The following is a 19,695-nucleotide window of genomic DNA, read 5'->3' as shown; positions in this document are numbered from 1 at the left end:
CATTTCACGCAGACCTCCCTAGGTACCACACGTTTCTTCCTCTCCATCCATCTGCCTCATTTATCATGCATGATTCCGTGTAGTTATGGGGCTTCGACTTGTACCGCAGCCTTACCCTCATGCATAACCTCATATGAGATTTCTGTTCGTCAGACCAGAGATTTGCCCGTGAGTTAGTATGTTCCTCACATCCAGCTTCCTTCAGATTCCGTCTTGCGGCGGACACCCTTGCTTTCGGCTATATCCTTCCCACTACCGGGCGGATTCGGGACTTTAACCCGTTAGAAACGTGCGCCGCTAGGCGCACGATGAAAGAGCCCGTTTCTTATGTATCAAATAAGAAACAGGCTCTTTCTATAATATTTAATAACCGTAATCTGTTAATTAGTTTAGTAGTCTTCTTCTTCCTCGCCTTCACTGATGTCGGCCTTTGGCTTCTCAAGACCTTCTATTTTAATGCCGTTTTTTTCTGCATAATCCCATAATGCAGCATGAATAGCTTCTTCTGCCAAAAGGGAACAGTGAACCTTTACAGGTGGAAGTCCATCAAGTGCTTCCATAACTGCCTTATTTGTAACCTCTAAGGCCTCCTGAATGGTCTTTCCGGTAACCATCTCAGTTGAAATAGAACTTGTAGCAACGGCAGCACCACATCCAAAGGTCTTAAATTTCGCCTCTTGAATAACACCGTTATCATCTATTTTAAGATACATTCTCATGATATCTCCGCATTTTGCATTTCCTACTGTTCCTACACCACTGGCGTCTTCTATTTCTCCAACATTTCTTGGATTATTAAAATGATCCATTACTTTTTCACTATACATATCAAAATCCTCTCTTAATCAAAATATTGTTTTTAAGCTTCTTTTGCAATAAAGTCTTCATAAAGTGGAGACATGCTTCTTAATCTACTAATAATTTTCTTTAATTCATCAACAGTATAATCAACTTCCTCTAATGTGGTTTCATCAGAAAGTGTAAGTCTGAGAGAACCATGAGCAATTTCATGAGGAAGGCCGATGGCTAAAAGCACATGTGAAGGATCAAGAGAACCTGATGTGCAAGCTGAACCACTGGAACCGCAAATTCCTTTATTATCAAGCAATATAAGCATCGATTCACCTTCGATAAATCTAAAGCAAAAGTTTACATTGTTTGGAAGTCTGTTTTTTCTGTCACCGTTTAACTTAGAATATGGAATCTCATTTTCGATTCGCTCAATAAGATGATCTCTAAGCTTTGAGACATTTTTTGTGTATTCTTCAAGGTTTTCTTTTGCAATCTGTGCTGCCTGTCCCATTCCTACTATTGAAGGGACATTATGGGTTCCGGCTCTTCTTTTTCTTTCCTGAGCTCCCCCATGTACAAATGAGCCAATCTTTACGCCCTTTCTTATATACATGATGCCCACACCTTTTGGTCCATGAATCTTATGTCCGCTGGCGCTTAGCATATCGATATTCATTTCATCAACATTTATATTTATATGTCCAAATGCCTGAACAGCATCTGTATGGAACAATATTTTGTTTTCCTTTGCAATTTTTCCGATTTGTGCCAAAGGCTCCACTGTACCAATCTCGTTATTGGCAGCCATAATTGAAATAAGAATGGTGGTAGGTTTAATTGCTTTTTTTAGCTCATCAAGCTTAACCAGACCGTTTTCATCTACATCAAGATATGTAACTTCGTACCCTTGTCTTTCAAGCCACTGGCATGTATGCAAAATAGCATGATGCTCTATCTTAGTGGTAATGATATGATTTCCTTTTGACTTATAAGCTTCTGCAGTAGCTTTAAGTGCCCAGTTATCAGACTCACTTCCCCCTGCTGTAAAATAGATTTCATTGTCTTTAGCTCCAATAAGATCGGCTATTTGATTTCTTGCCTTGTCAACTGCAGCCTTTGAATCATCTGCGAAAGAATAGATGCTAGACGGATTTCCGTATTTTTCACAAAAATAAGGTTTCATTACATCAAAAACCTCTGATTTAAGTCTTGTCGTCGCTGCATTGTCCAGATATATTAATTTATTCATTTTATCCTCCAATTCCTACACATTTCCACTTATTTGACTGCTTTTAGCAGGTAAAATAATTATAAATTTTATTTCCTAGTATGTCAATAGGTTTTATTCTTTTTCTAGGAATTAAAACAATAAAAAACACCCACTGTCTATAGTGAGTGTTCCTTTCTACTTCAGGCAACCCGTCACAAGTTTTAACTTACTTACAATATGCCTCTAAAAGTTTCATTGTATTTTTTACTCCGTCAATATGGCTTCTTTCGTATCCATGGGATGCATATACCCCTGCACCGATAAGGCCATGTCTTATATCATTTCCTGCTGCCAAAGCAACATCTACATCTGAGCCGTAGAAAGGATAAATATCTACTGAAAAATCAATATCATTTTCCTTTGCAGCCTTAACAAGTCCTGTTACAACTTCATAATTATAAGGACTTCTTGAATCTTTAGCACAAATGGAAACCTGTCTTTCAGTGCAATTTAAGCCTTCTCCCACACATCCCATGTCCACTGAAATCATTTCAGTTACACCTTCAGGTATGGAGGCACTTCCACCATGTCCCACTTCTTCATAAACAGTAATATAGTGGTACATTTTCTTTTTTAAGGAGATTTCTTCGTCTTTTAAATATTTTGCATATGCTAAAAGCATACCTACGCTTAATTTATCATCTAAAAATCTGCTTTTAATATATCCGGATTTTGTAATAGTGGTTCTTGGATCAAAACATACAAAATCTCCTGCCATTATTCCAAGCTTTTCGGTATCTTCCCTTGAAGAAACATTTTCATCAAGAACTACTTCACAATTTTCAAAATCTCTTTTAGTGTCATTATATTCACCATTAACATGGGTTGAAGCATTATTTAATTGAAATGTCCCATCAAATTTCCCTGAAAATCTGCTTATGATTTTACAGTTTTCACCTTCAACATTATTAGCATTTAAGCCACCTAAAGGAGATACCTTTAAATTTCCGTTTTCTTTTACCTGGCAAACTATGGCACCTAATGTATCTATATGAGCAGCAAGCATTAAGGCATCTTTTTCATCTTCTCCACCTAAATCAGCTAATACGCCTCCCTTAACTGTCTTTGTAACCTTATAACCAAGTTTTTCATATTCGGATATAACAAAATCCGCCACTTCTTTTGTATAGCCGGTAGGTGAATCTATTGCCAAAACTTTCTTAGTCATTTCCAGTGCATAATAAACATATTTTTCATCCATTTAAAATTCCTCTTTTCTTTATTTTCTCCCTAGATTATTTATTTTCTTCTTCATTAAGGGGAGCTGATATATCCACAATTTTCCTGTTTTCTATACAGATTTGCCTGTCACAATATGGTATTACCGACTTTCTGTGGGTAATAAGCAAACAGGTGGGTCTTGGTCTTAATTGCTTAAGTCCTTCTAACACATTGATTTCAGTTTTTTCATCAAGAGAAGATGTTGCCTCATCAAATATTAAAAAAGGGGCTCTTCTTACCAAAGCTCTGGCAATGGCAATTCTTTGGGCCTGACCTTCTGAAAGTCCGTGTCCTCTTTCACCGATAACTGTATCAAGTCCCTGAGGCAGTTTTTGAACAAAATCATAGGCAGAACTTAATTTTAAAGCTTTAATCATTTCCCTTTCGGAGCATCTCAAATTTCCCATCTGTATATTTTCCCTTACTGTTCCGCTAAATAAGGTATTTCCCTGGGGTACATAGGCAATAAACTCCCTTGTGGCAGCATTTGCCTCTTCTTTATCACCTTGACTGTTATAAAAATTAATATAACCTTCTTTTTGATTCATAAATGACATAATAAGTCTGACCATGGTTGTTTTTCCAATGCCGGACTGTCCTATAATTGAAACAAACTCACCGGGTTTTATATTTAATGATGCCCCATCTAAAACAGGTTCATCCGTATATCCATAGGTAATGTTTTCAAGGTTTACTCCCACCTGCATAAACTCTATATTTTCTTCGTTTCTTTTTTCCACCTCAATATCTTCAAGTTCAATAATACGACCTGCTGAAGTAAAAATGGATACAATCTTAGGAACCTGTTGTGCAAGCCCCATAATAGGGGATTGAATACGGTTTACCAGGGTTAAAAAAACTGACATGGTACCGTAGGTTATAAGCTTTGCAGAAACCTGGGCAGCTCCAATAACAAACGCCACTACATATCCTAATTGAAATGACAATGACATAACCGATGAACTTAAAAGACTGATTTTATTTCTTTCAAAAATCCAATGAAATCGCTCATCTCTTAATTTTGTAAGTTTTTTTACGGAATAATCCTCATTGGCAAAGGACTTTACAATAAGAATATTTGCAAGGCTTTCCTGCAAAAAGGATCTGTATCTAGATTCAGACTCCTGAACCTTTTTTTGAAGCTTATTCATTTTTCTACCCAGTAAAACGGCTACTATAGCTGCAACCGGCGCCACCAAAAGGGCAAATAAAGCCAGTAAAGGTGAAAAATAAAAAAGGGTAAAAAATGTTGCAAATAATTCCACTATCAGCTGTATAACAGTTGGAATTACATAAATAATACCATCTGAAACCTGACCTGCATCAGAAGTAAGACGGGTCATTAAATCCCCGGTATGATATTTTGTAACATCCATCCAGTAGGAACGGATGATTTTCTCATAAACCTGTTTTCTTATACCGAAGGAAAATCTTTCGTTTAACATTATGGACATAAGGCTTGTGGCTATGCTTAAAACAAGATTAAATACAATCATTCCGGCATATACTACAACTACCAATATTACTACATTTCCACCCTTTGCGCTGTCTATTATTTCTTTGGAAACTAAAGCCATATATATGGAAATCCCCGTTAGTGCCAGTTGCATAAGCATAATTAGAATTATTCTTGGTAAAAAGGGCTTTGTAAACTTCATCAGCCATTTGGCATATTCTGAATTTGTTCTCCAGTTTTTTATAAAATCAATTAGTTTTTTCAATTTTTACGGTCTATCCTTCTAGTATTACTCTTAATATTTACGACTTATCTAGTATATCATAGCAAATATACACAGGTGAAGAGTCAAATAATCTATATTTAAATACGGACAAAAAAAGCACACCGGCAAATGCAACATTTTCATTTGGGGTGCACCTTATTTTTTTAGACTTAACTTTTCCGAATACTAGGACAAAAGCCCTGTAGTCTAAATACTTTTAGTTTCCATCAGGTACTTCAATAGGTCCTACAGGATTTACCGGTGTTTCAGCACCACTGTTAAAGCTAACCCAATAATTTCCGTTCTGATCAACTCGAATCTCATCAAACTGTGTGCTCACATGTCTTCCCTGAGCTGTTTTTTCAATACCAAGATTTTCTACACTTGGCTCTACCCATGCTTTTTTCATGACTTTCTCCTTCCATACATTAAACTTTAAAACTAAATTATATATTCAATTTAGCATCCTTTTTTATTAGTGTAAACAAATCTAACCAATTTGTTACAAAAAAAGAAACTACTTAGATTAAAATATAAAATAATAATCTAAGCAGCCATTTTTAATATAATATTTTCAGTTAGTTACTAAGGAACGATTATTCTGCCATCTTCACCTGTTATAACCTCTCCACTTACATCAGGATTAGAATTCGAACCGCTCACAAAACTTGCCCAAAAATTTCCGTTTTGGTCTGTCCTTATCTCATCAAAATTTGTTGTAATATGTCTACCTTGTTTAGTTTCTTCAAAACCAAGTTCTTCTAATTGTGGTTTAGTCCATGATAATTTCATACCCATACCTCCCATTAAGACAAAACATATAACTCTTTCCTTATACAAATTTATCATGGATTATTTATTTCGTAAATCTTTCTAACAATTTTGTTATTCATATATGCAATTTATAAATAGTATGACAATTTACAGTTATTTTTAAACATTATTCTGTTATGTGTGAGAATTTCAATTTAAAAGTTCTCAAAAAAAGAATCCAAACTGGCTAACACCAACATCTCCCTATAATCTTTTTCATTTAAATTACTTATATCTGCCTTAAATTTTTCCTTTAGTTTATATACTTTTTCCTTATCAAGATAGTCATTTAATTTTTCACTTTCTAAATAGTTATTAATCTCCTGTTTGTGTCTTTCAAAGTTTTTTTCAAGTCTAAAGGAAAAATCAGCTCCCTGTAATCCTCTTCGATTTTTTATATCAAGAATCCTTTTTGGCAAAATATCTGACATAAAACAGGTTACCATGGCTCTTTCTTTTCCATTTATTACAAAACAGTCTATTGGAAATGCCAGACAAAGTTCTATTATTCTTTTATCTTTGGTAGGATCTCTCATTACAATCCCGTTTTTTAAGCCATTTTTTGTATCAAAAATACTCAAATGTTGATAAACTTCCGGCGCGTATATAAAGTTTTTCCAGGCTTTTTTTGAGTCCATAATTGAACCGCCATTTTTTTTAATACATTCTTTAAGCCTTTTGTCAATTCCATATTTTTTTATTTCCTCAATTGGCAAATATCCATCTTTAATTGGGGACATGTCAATAATTATCTTCTCACGAAGTTGAGAAAAAAATACCTGTAATAAATTCTTTTTAGTTACACGCATTTCTTTTTTAAAATATTTTAATTGCTTATATGCTTTACGGAAATGTCCTTCTAACATTTTTTGCCATACATATGCCAAAACAGGACCATAAGATATTGTAGAATTTCCATATTGTCCTTTTAATAACACCCTGCATCCATCTTTATAGGCATTTTCATAAATTTCCTCAAGCCATGTAAGATTAACTGCTGATTTCAAAGGAACCTCCAGTATTTTCACATGCTCTTTCATCCTGTCCAGGGCATCTTTTTGTGGACAATCTATAAGTCTGCTTTTTACATTGTAAAATTTTTCTTTTAAGGCTTCCTGCCCTATAGATTCATTTGTAATATAAAACTTATTTTCATGGCTTACAAAATCCGGATGAGGAATACTGGTATAAGTATATAGATTTTTCCCTTCTTCTTTTAAAAAGGGAGCTGTCAAAGATGCAACTGCCGTAGAATCAAGCCCACAGCTTAGCATAATCCCTGTATTATCTATGCTTCTAAGCATTGATTTAATAACCTTTTTAAAAGTAGTTAAAAAATAATCTTGATATTCATTTAATGAATTAAACTTCAGGGCTTTTACCTCTTTTAAAGGGTTCCAATATCGAATCTGAGTAAGTTTCTTATTATGAATTTTAATGTAGCTTCCACATTTTACCTGATAAATATCTTCAAAAGGAGTTAATCCTTCAAATAAAATCATATCCGCAGAGCTGTTAGACTCACAAGCGGCCAACCATTTATAATTATATGAAATATCTTTTTCATATCCATTAATAATCCCCTTGTAAGTAGTGGAAAAAAAGACAATATTGCCATCATAAAGATAATTTATACATCTAGATGATGTATGATCGGTAAAAAGAAGAAATATATCTTCTTTTTTATCATAAATAGCATAGGAAAAGTTTCCAATAAGCTTTTTTACGGATTCTTCTCCCCATTTTATATATGCCTGCCAGATTATTTCTGAGTCTGTAACATCTGGTGAAAGCCCCAACTTGGGAATTAGTTCTTCTCTGTTATCAATTATTGCATCTGCAACAAAATAAATATCTTCTTCCTTTCTTGGAAGCACTTCTTTTTCTGACTCCCTGTTAATATATACATGTCCGCAGGAAAATAATACATTTTCCTCTTGTATATGGTCATAGCGGTCAATTTTATATTCTTTATAGGAATCCATCATTTTTTCTTCAATATTTTCTTTTATGGATTTTGAAGAAAAATCTACCATACCCCAAATAGCTGCCATTTTATCTCTCCTTAAAGATTATTTAAAGCATCCATTATTATCTTATATTGCTCTTTTGTAGAATCCCCCTGCCTTGGCCTGAACATTCTTACCATTTCTATTTTAGAAGCTATTTTCATGGCAAGAGCCATATCCTGTGGTTTAAAGGCATCCTCTGCATCAAAAACCGGCTTTAAAAAATGATTATGAATTAATAATAAGAGTTTTTCATGCCCCTTTACGAAATAGCTTTGCACCTTCCTTATTTCATCATGTGGTTGTAGATTTACCATTAATTTTAAGGGAAGCTTTTTATCATAGAATTTATCTCTTACAGAAACTGCAAATTTATCCTTGTCTTCGTCAATATACCTTAAATCTTTCAAATCATTGTTTTGCCTAATGGCAGCATCACGACAAAGCTTTTGCTGTGGAAAGGCAGGAAGAGCATATACTGTATCCTCATCCCACTGTAAAACAACAAGGTCATCTGAAAGAAGTCTTGCCCCCTTTTCAAGAAATCTGCTTGTCAAAGTGGACTTTCCTGAGCCACTTCCCCCGGCAATAAGAACCGCCTGCCCCTCTATTTCCACGGCTGAACAATGAATAGCCACCATATCTCTTTGCCAGAAAACCATTGCCATACAATAGCCCAAAATAAAAGGATATATCTTTTCTATACAAGGACTTTTTAAAACTTCTTCTAAGGACTTATTTTTAAGTTCTTCAAAGGCATCATCCAAATCTTCACTTTTATCACCTAAAAAATCTCTTATAGCTAATCTTTCACCCTTATCTTTAAGAAATACTTTGATATATTTTCCCTTTTCCACTAAAAAATATCCATATTGATTATGAAACCATATTCTTTCTTTACTGACCTCTGAAAGCTTCTTTTCTTCATATACCTTTTTTAAAATATCTTCCGGCATTTTTTCGTAACTTAAAACAATCCCTGGTGTTTCATTTTCCTTTGGGGAATATTCTAAAAGTTGAAAAAAACTAATATCTGAAGCAAGATAATTATCGTAAATTTTGTATGTGTACATTTATTTTCCTCTATTTTTTACATTTTCTCAGTTTAATAACTTGTTTTTTCAAAAAAATATACAGAAAACTAAATCTTCTAAATAAAACAAATATCTTTATCCGCTCTATAAAAGGAATATCTTTAGACATATTATGATTTTTATCAATAAAAGTATAAATTTTTGTTCTCATAGCATAAACGAGCTTTTTATTCTTATTAACACTACTAATTTCCGAACACATGGAATTTGCTACCTTACAAAAAAGTTTTCCCTTATATTCTCTAGAATATTTGTCTGAAAGATTATTAAATATATAGATATAAGCCTTTAAATAATCCATATGGTATTTATCAGTTTTACCCTCACTTATACTGTTTTTTCTATATCTCCAAAAATATAAAATATTATCAACGAAAGTACAGCTAAGCCCTTTTTTTAATAAATCAATGCAAAAACACACATCTTCACATAACATACCTTCTTTAAAAGCTACTTCTTCAACAGCCCTTCTTTTATAAATTTTGTTCCAGGCTAATATAATTTTTAAGTTAAAAAAATCTAATATTTTTTGAGCACATGAATAATTATCCATTATGATAGGATTAATTGCTTTATCACAATTGTTAATCTTTATCTCATCTTCTTCACAAAAACGATAATGCTCACATGCCACCATATCAGTATTATATCTTTTAATTGTTTTAAGAAGTATTTCCACCATATTAGGATGAATTATATCATCAGAATCTACAAATATGAAATATTCTGAAAAAGAAGCTTTTAGTCCTGCATTTCTTGCAGATGAAATTCCACCGTTTTTTTTATGTATCACTTTTATTCTAGGATCCTTTTCTGCTTCTAAATCACATATTTCCCTTGATTTATCCAAAGATCCATCATCTACTAAAATGATATTAATATTTTCATAACTTTGTTTTCTTACACTTTCTATACAACTTTTCAAATATTTTTCAACATTATATATTGGCACAATTATGTCTACAAAATCTTCCATATATTTTCCTTCCTTAATCCTATTTAAGATATATACATAAAATAAATTTTATCTTTGTTTTATTATCCAGATTATTCCAGATTCTTTTTTTGAATTTCTTACATTTTATTTTAGCTTCCAAAACATCTTCATTATTTTTTTTATAATGAGCGTGCAATAATACTTTTAAAGATGATTTAATATAATTTTCCATTAAAACATCTTCAACATCTTTATCGTTATATGTTTTTGTCAATTCCATTAATTGTAGAAAAACATTGGCAGCAGTAAAATCACATTGAATATTTTTTGTATGGCAAGCACTATCATCCCTTAAAAACCAATGATATAACCTGTCTGAACAAAGACATGCTTTATTACAAGCTGACATTACATCAAAAGTATATAAACAATCTTCATTTACCTTTATATCCTCTACAAAATTTATATGTTTAAATTTCTCACTTAAATATAATTTATTCCATACCTGACCCATAAGTGAAAAGCCATGGCAAATAAAATTATGTATACATTCCTTTGATGAATCTAAGGTTATTACATAATTTTTATTATCTGTTTTTCCCATTTGAAACTGAGTATTTCTTTGAAAAAGACATGCGGATATCTCACTTTCATACTTAATTGCATTTGTTAAAAGTGTTTGGTAAAAATCCGGCTCAAGCCAATCATCTGCATCCACAAAAGAAAACCACTTACCTTTTATTTTTTTCAAAGCAAAGTTTCTAGCCCTACTGACTCCGCCATTTTCAATGTGATAAACAACTATTCTTGAATCTTTTTTTGCATAGTCATCACATATCTTCCCTGATGTATCAAAAGATCCATCATCTATACATATTATTTCAAGATTTTTATAAGTTTGTTTAATGATACTTTCCAGGCAAAATGACAAATATTTTTCCACATTATAAACCGGAATTATAATACTTATCAAATCTTCTTTATCCTTAAACATTTAAACCTCCTAAATCTAAAATCTTAAAAAGTCACCTCACCATCATGAGAAATAAGAGATGCTGAAATAACATTTTCTATATTCATTAAACCTCTAACCAATTGACTTGCTTTATTTGTTCTTACTTCAATTGTTAAATTTAAATCCTCTGATGTCATATTTCTTGATTTAACTTTGTAATAAGTGACATTTGATTTCATTATTTCTATTATCTTATCTTCTAAATCTATATCTGACGCATTAATCACTAAAATCATTGGTACCTTCGCCAATGGAATATGGTCTAAAATCCAAAGTACTACAGTTAAAAACAAGGCTAATATAATGGCATATTCCGCAAACCCGGCTCCACAAATTATCCCGGTGCTTATTGCCCAGAACAAAAACATAAGATCTAACGGATCTTTAACTGCCGTACGAAAACGAACAATAGACAAAGCACCTACCATACCAAGAGATACCACTACACTTGATTGTATAGTAATTATAATAGCGGCTGTAACTAAAGCAACCCCTACAAGGGAAATATTAAAATTTTTTGAGTAAAAGGTTTTTCTTGTCATAACCTTGTATGCTATAAAAATATAAGCTGCAATTATAGCTGTAAGAAGTAAAGCCACAAGCACTGACTGAACATTAATATCAGTACTATTGTAACCTTCAAGAAATGATTTTTTAAAAATGTCTTTTAATGTTGTCATAATCTCCTCCAATAGTTATCTTTAATACAAACTAAAATTATAAATTAAACCTTCTGCAAATATAATATTTGGAATACGCAGTCTGTCTCAGATTTTCCAGTTGTAGACTTCTGTAAATAAAATCCGGCAAATATTCGTCATATTTAACTTCTAAAAGCTGTAATCCCTTCGGCATTACCGGTCTTTTTGCAAATCCCCCTTCCAAAAATTTTTCATATAACGAAGAAGCGGCTATATTTGTATCCAGCGTAATTCGTACATTTCCATCTTTATAAACATAAGGGTATCTGTCATAATCAACAATTACCACAGGACGAAAAAGTCTTGTTTTCATGTCTATTTGAAATTTGTTCATCAACGGATAGCTACTAAAATAATTTTCAATATATTTCCCCTGACTTAAAATTTTTGCTTCATTTAATGTTAAAGGACAGGAATTTTTTATATTTTTCCCTCGCATTTTTCTTTTACATTCCAAGGTTATCTTTTTTGTAGAATGGTTATAAATGCGAATCCTATATTTTTCCCTTGGATCAGTTCCATTTTCATTTTCATAATAACAACTGTTATAATAATCATCAAAATATAAACTACAAATATTGTATTTGCCATCTTTACCCACATGAGGATCTTTTTTTATAAGACCGTCTAGCCTCGTCTTTAAAATCTCAAGTTGCCCTTTTGATATAAGATATTTTATTTCATGCCTATACTTCTTATCCATTTCCCCCATCTTTCTTTCTTGTAAAGTTACCGTTTATTTTTATATCATTGAATAAAAGAATTAGCCCCAATATACCCCAAATACCACAAAACAAAAGTGGCAAGATAAACATCTGGTTTTCCATAACCTTACCTACTAACTTATTTAATGCATTTCCACCACTAAAGGATAATTTAGGATATATTACCATATCATCTTCTATTTTTACTGAATCATCATATTTACTTCCATCCGGTAAATACCAGTAAATAATATCTGCTGCTTTAAACTCTTGTGCATCAGGAAGTTCTTTTATTGTTTCACCCTTTTTAACATAGACATAATCAAAAACTATATCTTTATCTTTCATTACAGTTACAAGGCAATATTTATCATTAAGCCATAAATCATCTAAAAAATTAATCCTGTTTTTTATAAAATCTTTTAAAATCATTATACTGTCATGAGTTTTTAAAATAATTCCATTATCATATATTTTTTCCTTAAGCTGATTCCACCTTATAGCATTCATTTTAGCTGAAGTGTTAATCTCATCAAGTAAAATATCTGTTCTTTCTTCAATATATCTATTATACAAGCTCCTAAACTCTTTTTTATATAAGTCAATTACATAGTCTTTAAAATATTCATTTTCATATAAATATTTATACCAAACTTTATTTAAGGACAAAATCTGTTTATAATCTTTTGACTCATCAGTATACATACCGGCATCATTTCCTAAACATAAATCATAATCCCATATTGGACCTGCAAAAAGTTTATTATATTCAGCGTCATAGTAATAATAGGAACTGACTTCATCCTCATCTTTATTTAAAAAAACTTCATCTATTAAAAATTTCTTAGCCATTGAATCAATGTCAATTAACTTGTCCAAACTTTTAGAATCATCGTTTTTTAGTGCATCATCAACACTTTTTATTGCATTTGTTAATTCATTAAGCTGTTTTTCATTAATTTCATAAGGATATTCTAATATAAAATTTCTGTTTTTATAGTTAATAACTGTATCCTTATCCTTTATTTTATAATCTTGTGTCAGCTGGATTAGAGCACCATTTTCACCGGCTTTAAATCTTTCTTTAGAAACACCTATTTTTTCTGTCAAGAGATACAGTCCCATATATTCTCCATTAATGTAAAGGTCAATATATCTGCTTTCTGGAGACCATGTTTTAAGAAATTTAGATGCAAAATCATAAACCAGTTTATTTCGAATATTTGATTCATCATATCCATTTGCCAAAAGAACCCAGTCAAACCCCTGACCCATTCCCAAAAGATTAGCTTCTTTTTCCAATTTTATGGTAAAGGGTTTTTTATCCAGACTCCAGGTTGTATTTCCGCGTCCCTTTATTTTATCACTATATCCTCCCTGATAATCGAGAATTCCCTTTTCATTATAAATTCTTATATTGGAAAGTTCTGAATTATCTCTGCTAAATTTAATACTTTTCATTCCCCCGGAAACAGTGGTGACATGCATAGAGGATACATTTTCTGACTTCATAAATATTAATTTATAGGACTTACTTTTTAAAAGCCCCTTTTTTTCAACCTTATAAAACTTATTTAACTCAAAACTGCTGCAATCCATTCCATCAAAAGCACTTTCACCCTCAATGTAAAAATCACTTTCTGCATGCTTTATCTTAAGATTTTTCATAGAAGCGTAAGAAGGTAAAAAAACATATAAACTCCCCTGACCATCATCCCACAAAAAGGTTTCTTCTGAACTATTATTTAATTTGATGTTAAAAGAAATCTGACCTGATAAGGTATTTTCATCAAAAAGAAGTCCTGACACAAATAAAACTATTAATATAAGACTTAAGATTAAGAAAATAAATTTATTTTTTATTATACTGAAATCTTTTTTCATAATAATACTTCTTTCCACCACTTTCTTGTACAAAAACATCAAAAGAATATATTTACATCTTTTTGACTTGTTAAGATAATAATATCCCCTTTCACACTATCATATTTTATCATAATAATTCATTTTTAAACTATATTTATAACACAAATGTTAGTATTATTTTATATTTTTAATCTTTATTCTCTAACAATATTTTTAGATACTTTATTATTTATAAAAAAATATGTTAAAATGTTTATTTGTATAAATCGAATCCAGATAAAAAATTTATTTTAGGAAGGAATTAAGCATGGATAATAAAAATTCATCTGGTAACAAAGTTATTAAAGCCGGTGCCGGTTACATAATTGGGAATTATTTATTAAAGGGAATCACCTTTTTATCTGCTCCGATTTTTTCAAGATTGATGACCACCTCGGATTTTGGTGATTTTAGCAATTATACTTCTTACGAAGCTATTTTTTATATAATAGTGGGACTGGCTCTTCATTCCAGTTTAAACAATGCAAAATATAAATATGGGGAAAAATTTAATGAATATATCTCTTCCTTAGTTTTGCTTATTATTTTAAGTACCTTAGGATGGTTGTTTATAGGAAATATTTTCTTTCCTTTTTATAAAGATGCCTTTGATTTTAACCGACTGGTTCTTAATATTTTGATTATTCATTGTATGGGAAGCTCTCTCTTTCAATTTTATAATATATATGCAAGCTTAAGTTATAGTTTCCAAAACTACCTAAAACTTACCTCCATAAATGCCATATCAAATATGGGTCTTTCTATTATACTTATGCTTACTGTTTTAAAAAGTGATGTTTTATTTGCAAGAATAATCGGCATGGCGCTTCCAATAATATTGATTGGTTGTTATATAATACTTTTCTTTTTTAAACTTGGAAAACCTGTTATAAATTTTGATTACTGGAAATATGGCACGATATATAGTTTGCCAATTATACCCCATGGTATTTCCCAGATAATTCTTTCTTCTTTTGACAGAATTATGATTAAAAAAATGGTCAATTCAGATGCTGCAGGTATTTACAGTTTTTCCTATGTTATTTACTCGTTGTTTAATGTTACTGCCAATTCCTTACAAAATGTTTGGAAACCCTGGATATATGAAAAAATGAACGCAAAAGATTATGCTACTATTAAAAAGCAAAGTAATGTTTATGCTCTTGGTATGGCACTTTTTACCATATTGATAATATTAGTTTCTCCGGAGATTATAAGAATTCTGGGAGATAAAGCCTATTGGGATTCGGCAGATTGTGTTATTCCTGTAATTTTAGGAGGTTATTTTGCTTTTATGTATACTCTTCCTTCCCAAATTGAATACTTTTATGAAAAAACAAAATTCATTGCCATAGGAACTGTTTCAGCTGCTGTTTTAAATATTGTTTTAAATTATATTTTTATAAGCAGATTTGGATATATTGCAGCTGCATATACTACCTTAGTAACCTACTTTTTGTATTTTTCCTTCCATTTTTTCCTCGCCAAAAGGATTCATGGTTCATCACTGTTTTCTTTTAAGGGACTATATGGAGTTTCCCTTGTAACTGTAGCCATAGGTCTTGGAACCATTCTTATAAAAGACCTTTTAATTGTTAGATGGATAATGGCCTTAATTGTGGGATGTCTGTCATTATACTGGAGTGAAAAACACTTTTTATTACTTACAAAAGTTAAAGCAAAATTTTTCATAAAATAAAAAAGATAAAAGCGAAGAGATTATTACATCCCTACGCTTTTATTTATTTAAAACTCAAATCTCCCGAACTTACCAAAGCCTTGTAAACCTTATTTTTAACATTTGAACCATCAAAGCTTTCAATACTTATTCCAACTTTATATACAAAAGCACCGGGTTTATATACTCCTTCATTAAGTACATTTACCCTTCCTAAAAAATTATTATTTTCATCAAATTCGGTTATTACCATCTTGTATTTATCAGGAAGATGTAAAGTATAAGAGGTTCCTTTTGCTATTTTCTTACTTTCTTTTAAACTTAAGGCAGCTATTGAAGTGGAATAGTTATCACCACAAGGACAATACGCTCCTTTTTTCCAATTATTTAAATTAGAAAAATTCACATTATTAAGGATTCCCTTATCATTTGTATCTATAACTACTGTTCCGTCAGATATAATCGACATATTTTCTATGGTTTTTGACGGATTGAATTGTATCTGTCCATTTTCTATATAGTTTTTATAGGTATCATAATTACAATGACTGTTATCCGCTTTATAAACCATAATACCTATATAGACTGCATTTGCCGAGGGTACATATTCTCCTCCGTTATGAAGACTTTTGTTTACAATCCTTTCTAGGTCTTCGTTCATTTCCCTTACTACTAAAATCATGTCCTCAGGTACTACAACCCTAAATTTTTCACCTTCTATAAAGGTCTTAAAATCGGTTAAACAAATTCTGTTATGATTTGTTACCAGTTTTCCAGTATTATAATCATACTTATACGACCCCCAGAAAGACATATCCTTAAGATCACAATTTTCTATAATTGTAGTATCTTTTACTATAGAATCCATTGATTCAATGCCTTCTTTTTCATATGTGATTATATCCTGACCACTATTTGGCTGCTCTGTCAGCTCATAGCTTTCATAGTTTTCAATCTCCTTATTATCAAACTCGTCCAAATCTTCATCTACTTCAAAATCATCTGCACTTTCATAAAGCTCATCAACAAGAGACTCGTCTGATTCATTTTTTTCTACTTTCAGATAAATCTGTCCTGCTTCTATCATCTCTTTATATGTATCAAAGGATACCTTGGCATTGCTTGCTTCATTAACGAATACTGCCACATATTTAACATTTTCCTTAGGAGAATAACTTGTGGCATTATAAAAGGTCCTGCTATTTACATAAATTTTTTCAGCATCCATTTCACGGACTGTTAAAGTATAATTTTCTGGAAGATTTATCTTATATACTTCTCCATTTTCTACCATTTTAAACTCTTTTAAACAAACCCTGTGTGAATTATTTACATACTCAACTGTTTTATAGGAGTAAGAGCCTTTTTGCCAGGAATCTAAATCATTCCAGTTAACATTTGCCAGAGAAGACATCTCTTCAGCTTTAATTTCATACCTTGGCGTAATATTATATTGTCTAAATAATAATAAACTCAAAAACAATAAAAGCAAAAACAGTAAAATTTTATTTTTTTTCACATTATTACATCCTTTTTAAAAATTAATTTATCAATTACATGTATTGTTTATTATAACAGATACAATTTTATTAAATCTACAAACTCATCAGAATTGTTATATTTATCTACCTAAAAAGACTCCCACCTTTTCCGGCAGGAGCCTTTTGTAAATTGACCTCATGTATACTATTAATTTTCTGCTATTATATTTCCTTCAAAATAAACCTTTTCAGGAAGCACATCCTTTAATTCTTCTACATCAACATCAAATAAGTCTTTTTCGTATATATTAAAGTTTGCTGATTTCCCTTTGGTAATTGAACCTGTTACATCATCTACCCTAAGGGCGATAGCTGCATTTATGGTATATCCTTTAAGAAGATTTTCCAAAGAAAGCTTAGCCGATTCACTTTCCCTTGCCTTTGGATTGCCATTTTCGTCCTCAAGAGGATATTCAATATCAACACGGGTCATGGCTGTCTGCATTCCAAAATACGGATTAGCTCTTTGTTCTTCATCCCAGGAATATATATCAGAACCAAAGGTCACAATGCCTCCGGCTTCTATAGTAGGATTAAACTGATACATATCGTTATAACGCTCATCACCAAGATATGTCCTTGCTGCCTCTCCAAAATATCCGCCTGACCATTGAGGTGTCCAGTTAATTATTATGCCAAGTTTTGCAGGGCGCTCCCTGTCTGCCGGATTAATATATTCACAATGACAAAACTCTACCTGACTGTCAAGTTGTCCAATTTCATTTTCAAGACGTTGTGTTGCATCACATGCCTGGCGAAAAGCCAAATCTCCTACCATATGAAATTGTACATCAAGTTTTTCTTCATTGGCTCTTTTTAAAACCTGATAGGTTTCATCTTCATTCATCAAAAGATAACCATGATTATTTGGATCTGTAGCAAGTCCGTCTACCAAAGCTGAAGTTCCAGCTTCATTTGTTCCATCATAAAATATCTTTATGGTATCAACTTTAACATGATCTGTTGAATAATTATCATTAAGCCTTTTAATCCTTGCAATCACATCTTCAAGGTCTTTAAATTGTGGAAGTTTTACGGAAAGATCATAATACATATTTAACTTTCCATCTTTATCAAGCTGACTGACTGATTCCACCTGCTCATCACTTTCAATATATGCATCAAATACTCCGGTCATACCCCATTGTTTTAAATCATCCGTTACTATAGACATAAGTTCCTCAGTAGCATCTATAGGTGGTTTCCAACCTAAATTTTCATAAAACGAATCCATATAATCCATCCAATGTAGCTCTGATATATAGCCAGTGTAACTGCCATCGGCATTTGTATTAAAGCCTTCTGTTGTAGCATTTTCATCCATTGTATAAATCTCAAGCCATTTTGAATTTACCCAGACACTATGGTCATTAAAGTCAGATACTGCTATTGCAAAATCCTTATCAAGTTTCTTGCATATATCATCAAGCCATTCTTTTTTAGGTCCTTCTTCTCCAAATAAATCACTTGGAAATGACTTGAAAAATACGTATGGTTCTTCTTCTATATCTTTTTCGGAAAGCGCTTCTTCTATCTGGGTTAAAAGTTCTTCCTTTGTTTCTCCGTCGATTTCAGTACACCACTTTGTCATGGCAACTGTCCCCGGATGGGTATGGGCATCAATAAGATTTGGCGTAACATATTTACCCTCTAAATCCACTGTTACCGTATTATCATCTTTTTCAACCTCTTCTACATCATTTCCCACATATACAAACTTGCCATCCTTTACAGCAAAGACAGTAGCACCCTGGGTTTCATCATCTTCAGTAAGAATGTTTCCTGCATTTGTGTAAATTACTGTACTATCACTGTTAATGGTGGCATCATTTTTACTATCATCTGTATTTTCTGATGTCTGTTTTGTTTCTTTTTTAGTATTTTCAGATTTTGTATCAGAATCTTTTTCACCACCGGTACAAGCACATAGTGAACATGCCATTCCAATTGCCAGTAGAACAGCCAGCACTCTCTTCTTTTTCATTACATATTCCTCCTAAATCTGTTATAAATAAAACCTATAGTTGCCATCAATAATTAAATCGATTTAATTTGTAAAAAACATAATATGTCTGGTAAATAAAGTCTAATATTTTGTAATTTTTTCACAAAAAAGTCATGGTAATTTTTAACTACCATGACTTAATTTCTTATTAATAGCTATTATGTAAAGCGGACATTCGGAATCCGCTTCGCTACTTCCTCATGAACGCAGTGGCACTTTGTGCCACCTGTCAGAAGGGGCTTTAACCCCTTCTGACACTAGTAAGCTTATACCCCCGCTTAAAGCTTAC

Annotated in this window: 16 protein-coding genes; 1 reads left to right on the top strand and 15 read right to left on the bottom strand. The window is 31.9% G+C overall.

Translation table 11 applies throughout. From position 1 onward, the window contains the following. Nucleotides 1–389 precede the first annotated feature (389 nt). The 13 genes from nifU to BM153_RS08995 form a co-directional block, all read right to left on the bottom strand. Entirely contained in the window at nt 390–827 is a 438-nt protein-coding gene (nifU, locus tag BM153_RS09055) for a Fe-S cluster assembly scaffold protein NifU (RefSeq protein WP_092872934.1), read from the bottom strand. Nucleotides 828–859: 32 nt separating this feature from the next. After that, nucleotides 860–2,041, bottom strand: a complete 1,182-nt coding sequence (nifS, locus tag BM153_RS09050) for a cysteine desulfurase NifS (RefSeq protein ID WP_092872932.1) — start codon at nt 2,039–2,041, stop codon at nt 860–862. Between the two features lie 187 nt (nt 2,042–2,228). Beyond that, on the bottom strand, nt 2,229–3,263 hold the full coding sequence (locus BM153_RS09045) for a M42 family metallopeptidase (protein ID WP_092872930.1): 1,035 nt from the start codon (nt 3,261–3,263) through the stop codon (nt 2,229–2,231). Between the two features lie 34 nt (nt 3,264–3,297). Next, nucleotides 3,298–5,004: an ABC transporter ATP-binding protein gene (locus BM153_RS09040; protein WP_092872928.1), complete on the bottom strand. Its 1,707-nt coding sequence runs from the start codon at nt 5,002–5,004 to the stop codon at nt 3,298–3,300. Between the two features lie 217 nt (nt 5,005–5,221). Further along, complete coding sequence (locus BM153_RS09035) at nt 5,222–5,413, bottom strand: hypothetical protein (protein ID WP_092872926.1); 192 nt, start codon at nt 5,411–5,413, stop codon at nt 5,222–5,224. A gap of 176 nt (nt 5,414–5,589) precedes the next feature. Next, nucleotides 5,590–5,796, bottom strand: coding sequence for a hypothetical protein (locus BM153_RS09030; protein ID WP_092872924.1), 207 nt, complete (start codon nt 5,794–5,796; stop codon nt 5,590–5,592). Between the two features lie 176 nt (nt 5,797–5,972). Next, nucleotides 5,973–7,871, bottom strand: coding sequence for an asparagine synthase-related protein (locus BM153_RS09025; RefSeq protein WP_092872921.1), 1,899 nt, complete (start codon nt 7,869–7,871; stop codon nt 5,973–5,975). 11 nt (nt 7,872–7,882) lie between these two features. Next, nucleotides 7,883–8,899 carry an HPr kinase/phosphorylase gene (locus BM153_RS09020; RefSeq protein ID WP_092872919.1) on the bottom strand — a complete coding sequence of 339 codons (1,017 nt, stop codon included), beginning with the start codon at nt 8,897–8,899 and terminating at the stop codon, nt 7,883–7,885. 10 nt (nt 8,900–8,909) lie between these two features. Further along, the gene (locus BM153_RS09015; protein ID WP_092872917.1) at nt 8,910–9,896 is read right to left on the bottom strand and encodes a glycosyltransferase family 2 protein; all 987 of its coding nucleotides are present in this window, start codon (nt 9,894–9,896) and stop codon (nt 8,910–8,912) included. A gap of 19 nt (nt 9,897–9,915) precedes the next feature. After that, nucleotides 9,916–10,851, bottom strand: a complete 936-nt coding sequence (locus tag BM153_RS09010; RefSeq protein ID WP_092872915.1) for a glycosyltransferase — start codon at nt 10,849–10,851, stop codon at nt 9,916–9,918. Between the two features lie 23 nt (nt 10,852–10,874). Then, nucleotides 10,875–11,552 (bottom strand): DUF4956 domain-containing protein, encoded by a 678-nt coding sequence (locus BM153_RS09005; protein ID WP_092872913.1) that lies wholly within the window; start codon nt 11,550–11,552, stop codon nt 10,875–10,877. 37 nt (nt 11,553–11,589) lie between these two features. After that, nucleotides 11,590–12,276: a polyphosphate polymerase domain-containing protein gene (locus BM153_RS09000; protein ID WP_242949105.1), complete on the bottom strand. Its 687-nt coding sequence runs from the start codon at nt 12,274–12,276 to the stop codon at nt 11,590–11,592. Beyond that, on the bottom strand, nt 12,269–14,161 hold the full coding sequence (locus tag BM153_RS08995) for a CotH kinase family protein (protein ID WP_177205632.1): 1,893 nt from the start codon (nt 14,159–14,161) through the stop codon (nt 12,269–12,271). The genes BM153_RS09000 and BM153_RS08995 overlap by 8 nt, the downstream gene beginning before the upstream one ends. A gap of 289 nt (nt 14,162–14,450) precedes the next feature. Between BM153_RS08995 and BM153_RS08990 the strand changes: the two genes are divergently transcribed. Further along, the gene (locus BM153_RS08990) at nt 14,451–15,881 is read left to right on the top strand and encodes an oligosaccharide flippase family protein (RefSeq protein ID WP_092872907.1); all 1,431 of its coding nucleotides are present in this window, start codon (nt 14,451–14,453) and stop codon (nt 15,879–15,881) included. 43 nt (nt 15,882–15,924) lie between these two features. Here BM153_RS08990 and BM153_RS08985 read toward each other — a convergent pair whose 3' ends face one another. Together BM153_RS08985 and BM153_RS08980 are read right to left on the bottom strand one after the other, a co-directional pair. Further along, complete coding sequence (locus BM153_RS08985) at nt 15,925–17,379, bottom strand: hypothetical protein (RefSeq protein WP_092872905.1); 1,455 nt, start codon at nt 17,377–17,379, stop codon at nt 15,925–15,927. A 170-nt stretch (nt 17,380–17,549) separates the two neighbouring features. Further along, nucleotides 17,550–19,385 carry an amidohydrolase gene (locus tag BM153_RS08980; RefSeq protein WP_092872902.1) on the bottom strand — a complete coding sequence of 612 codons (1,836 nt, stop codon included), beginning with the start codon at nt 19,383–19,385 and terminating at the stop codon, nt 17,550–17,552. Between the last annotated feature and the right edge of the window lie 310 nt (nt 19,386–19,695).

Source organism: Acetitomaculum ruminis DSM 5522, from assembly GCF_900112085.1.
GTDB lineage: Bacteria > Bacillota > Clostridia > Lachnospirales > Lachnospiraceae > Acetitomaculum > Acetitomaculum ruminis.
The sequence above is the reverse complement of the archived record's forward strand: the minus strand, read 5'-3'. Positions and strand labels throughout refer to the sequence as shown.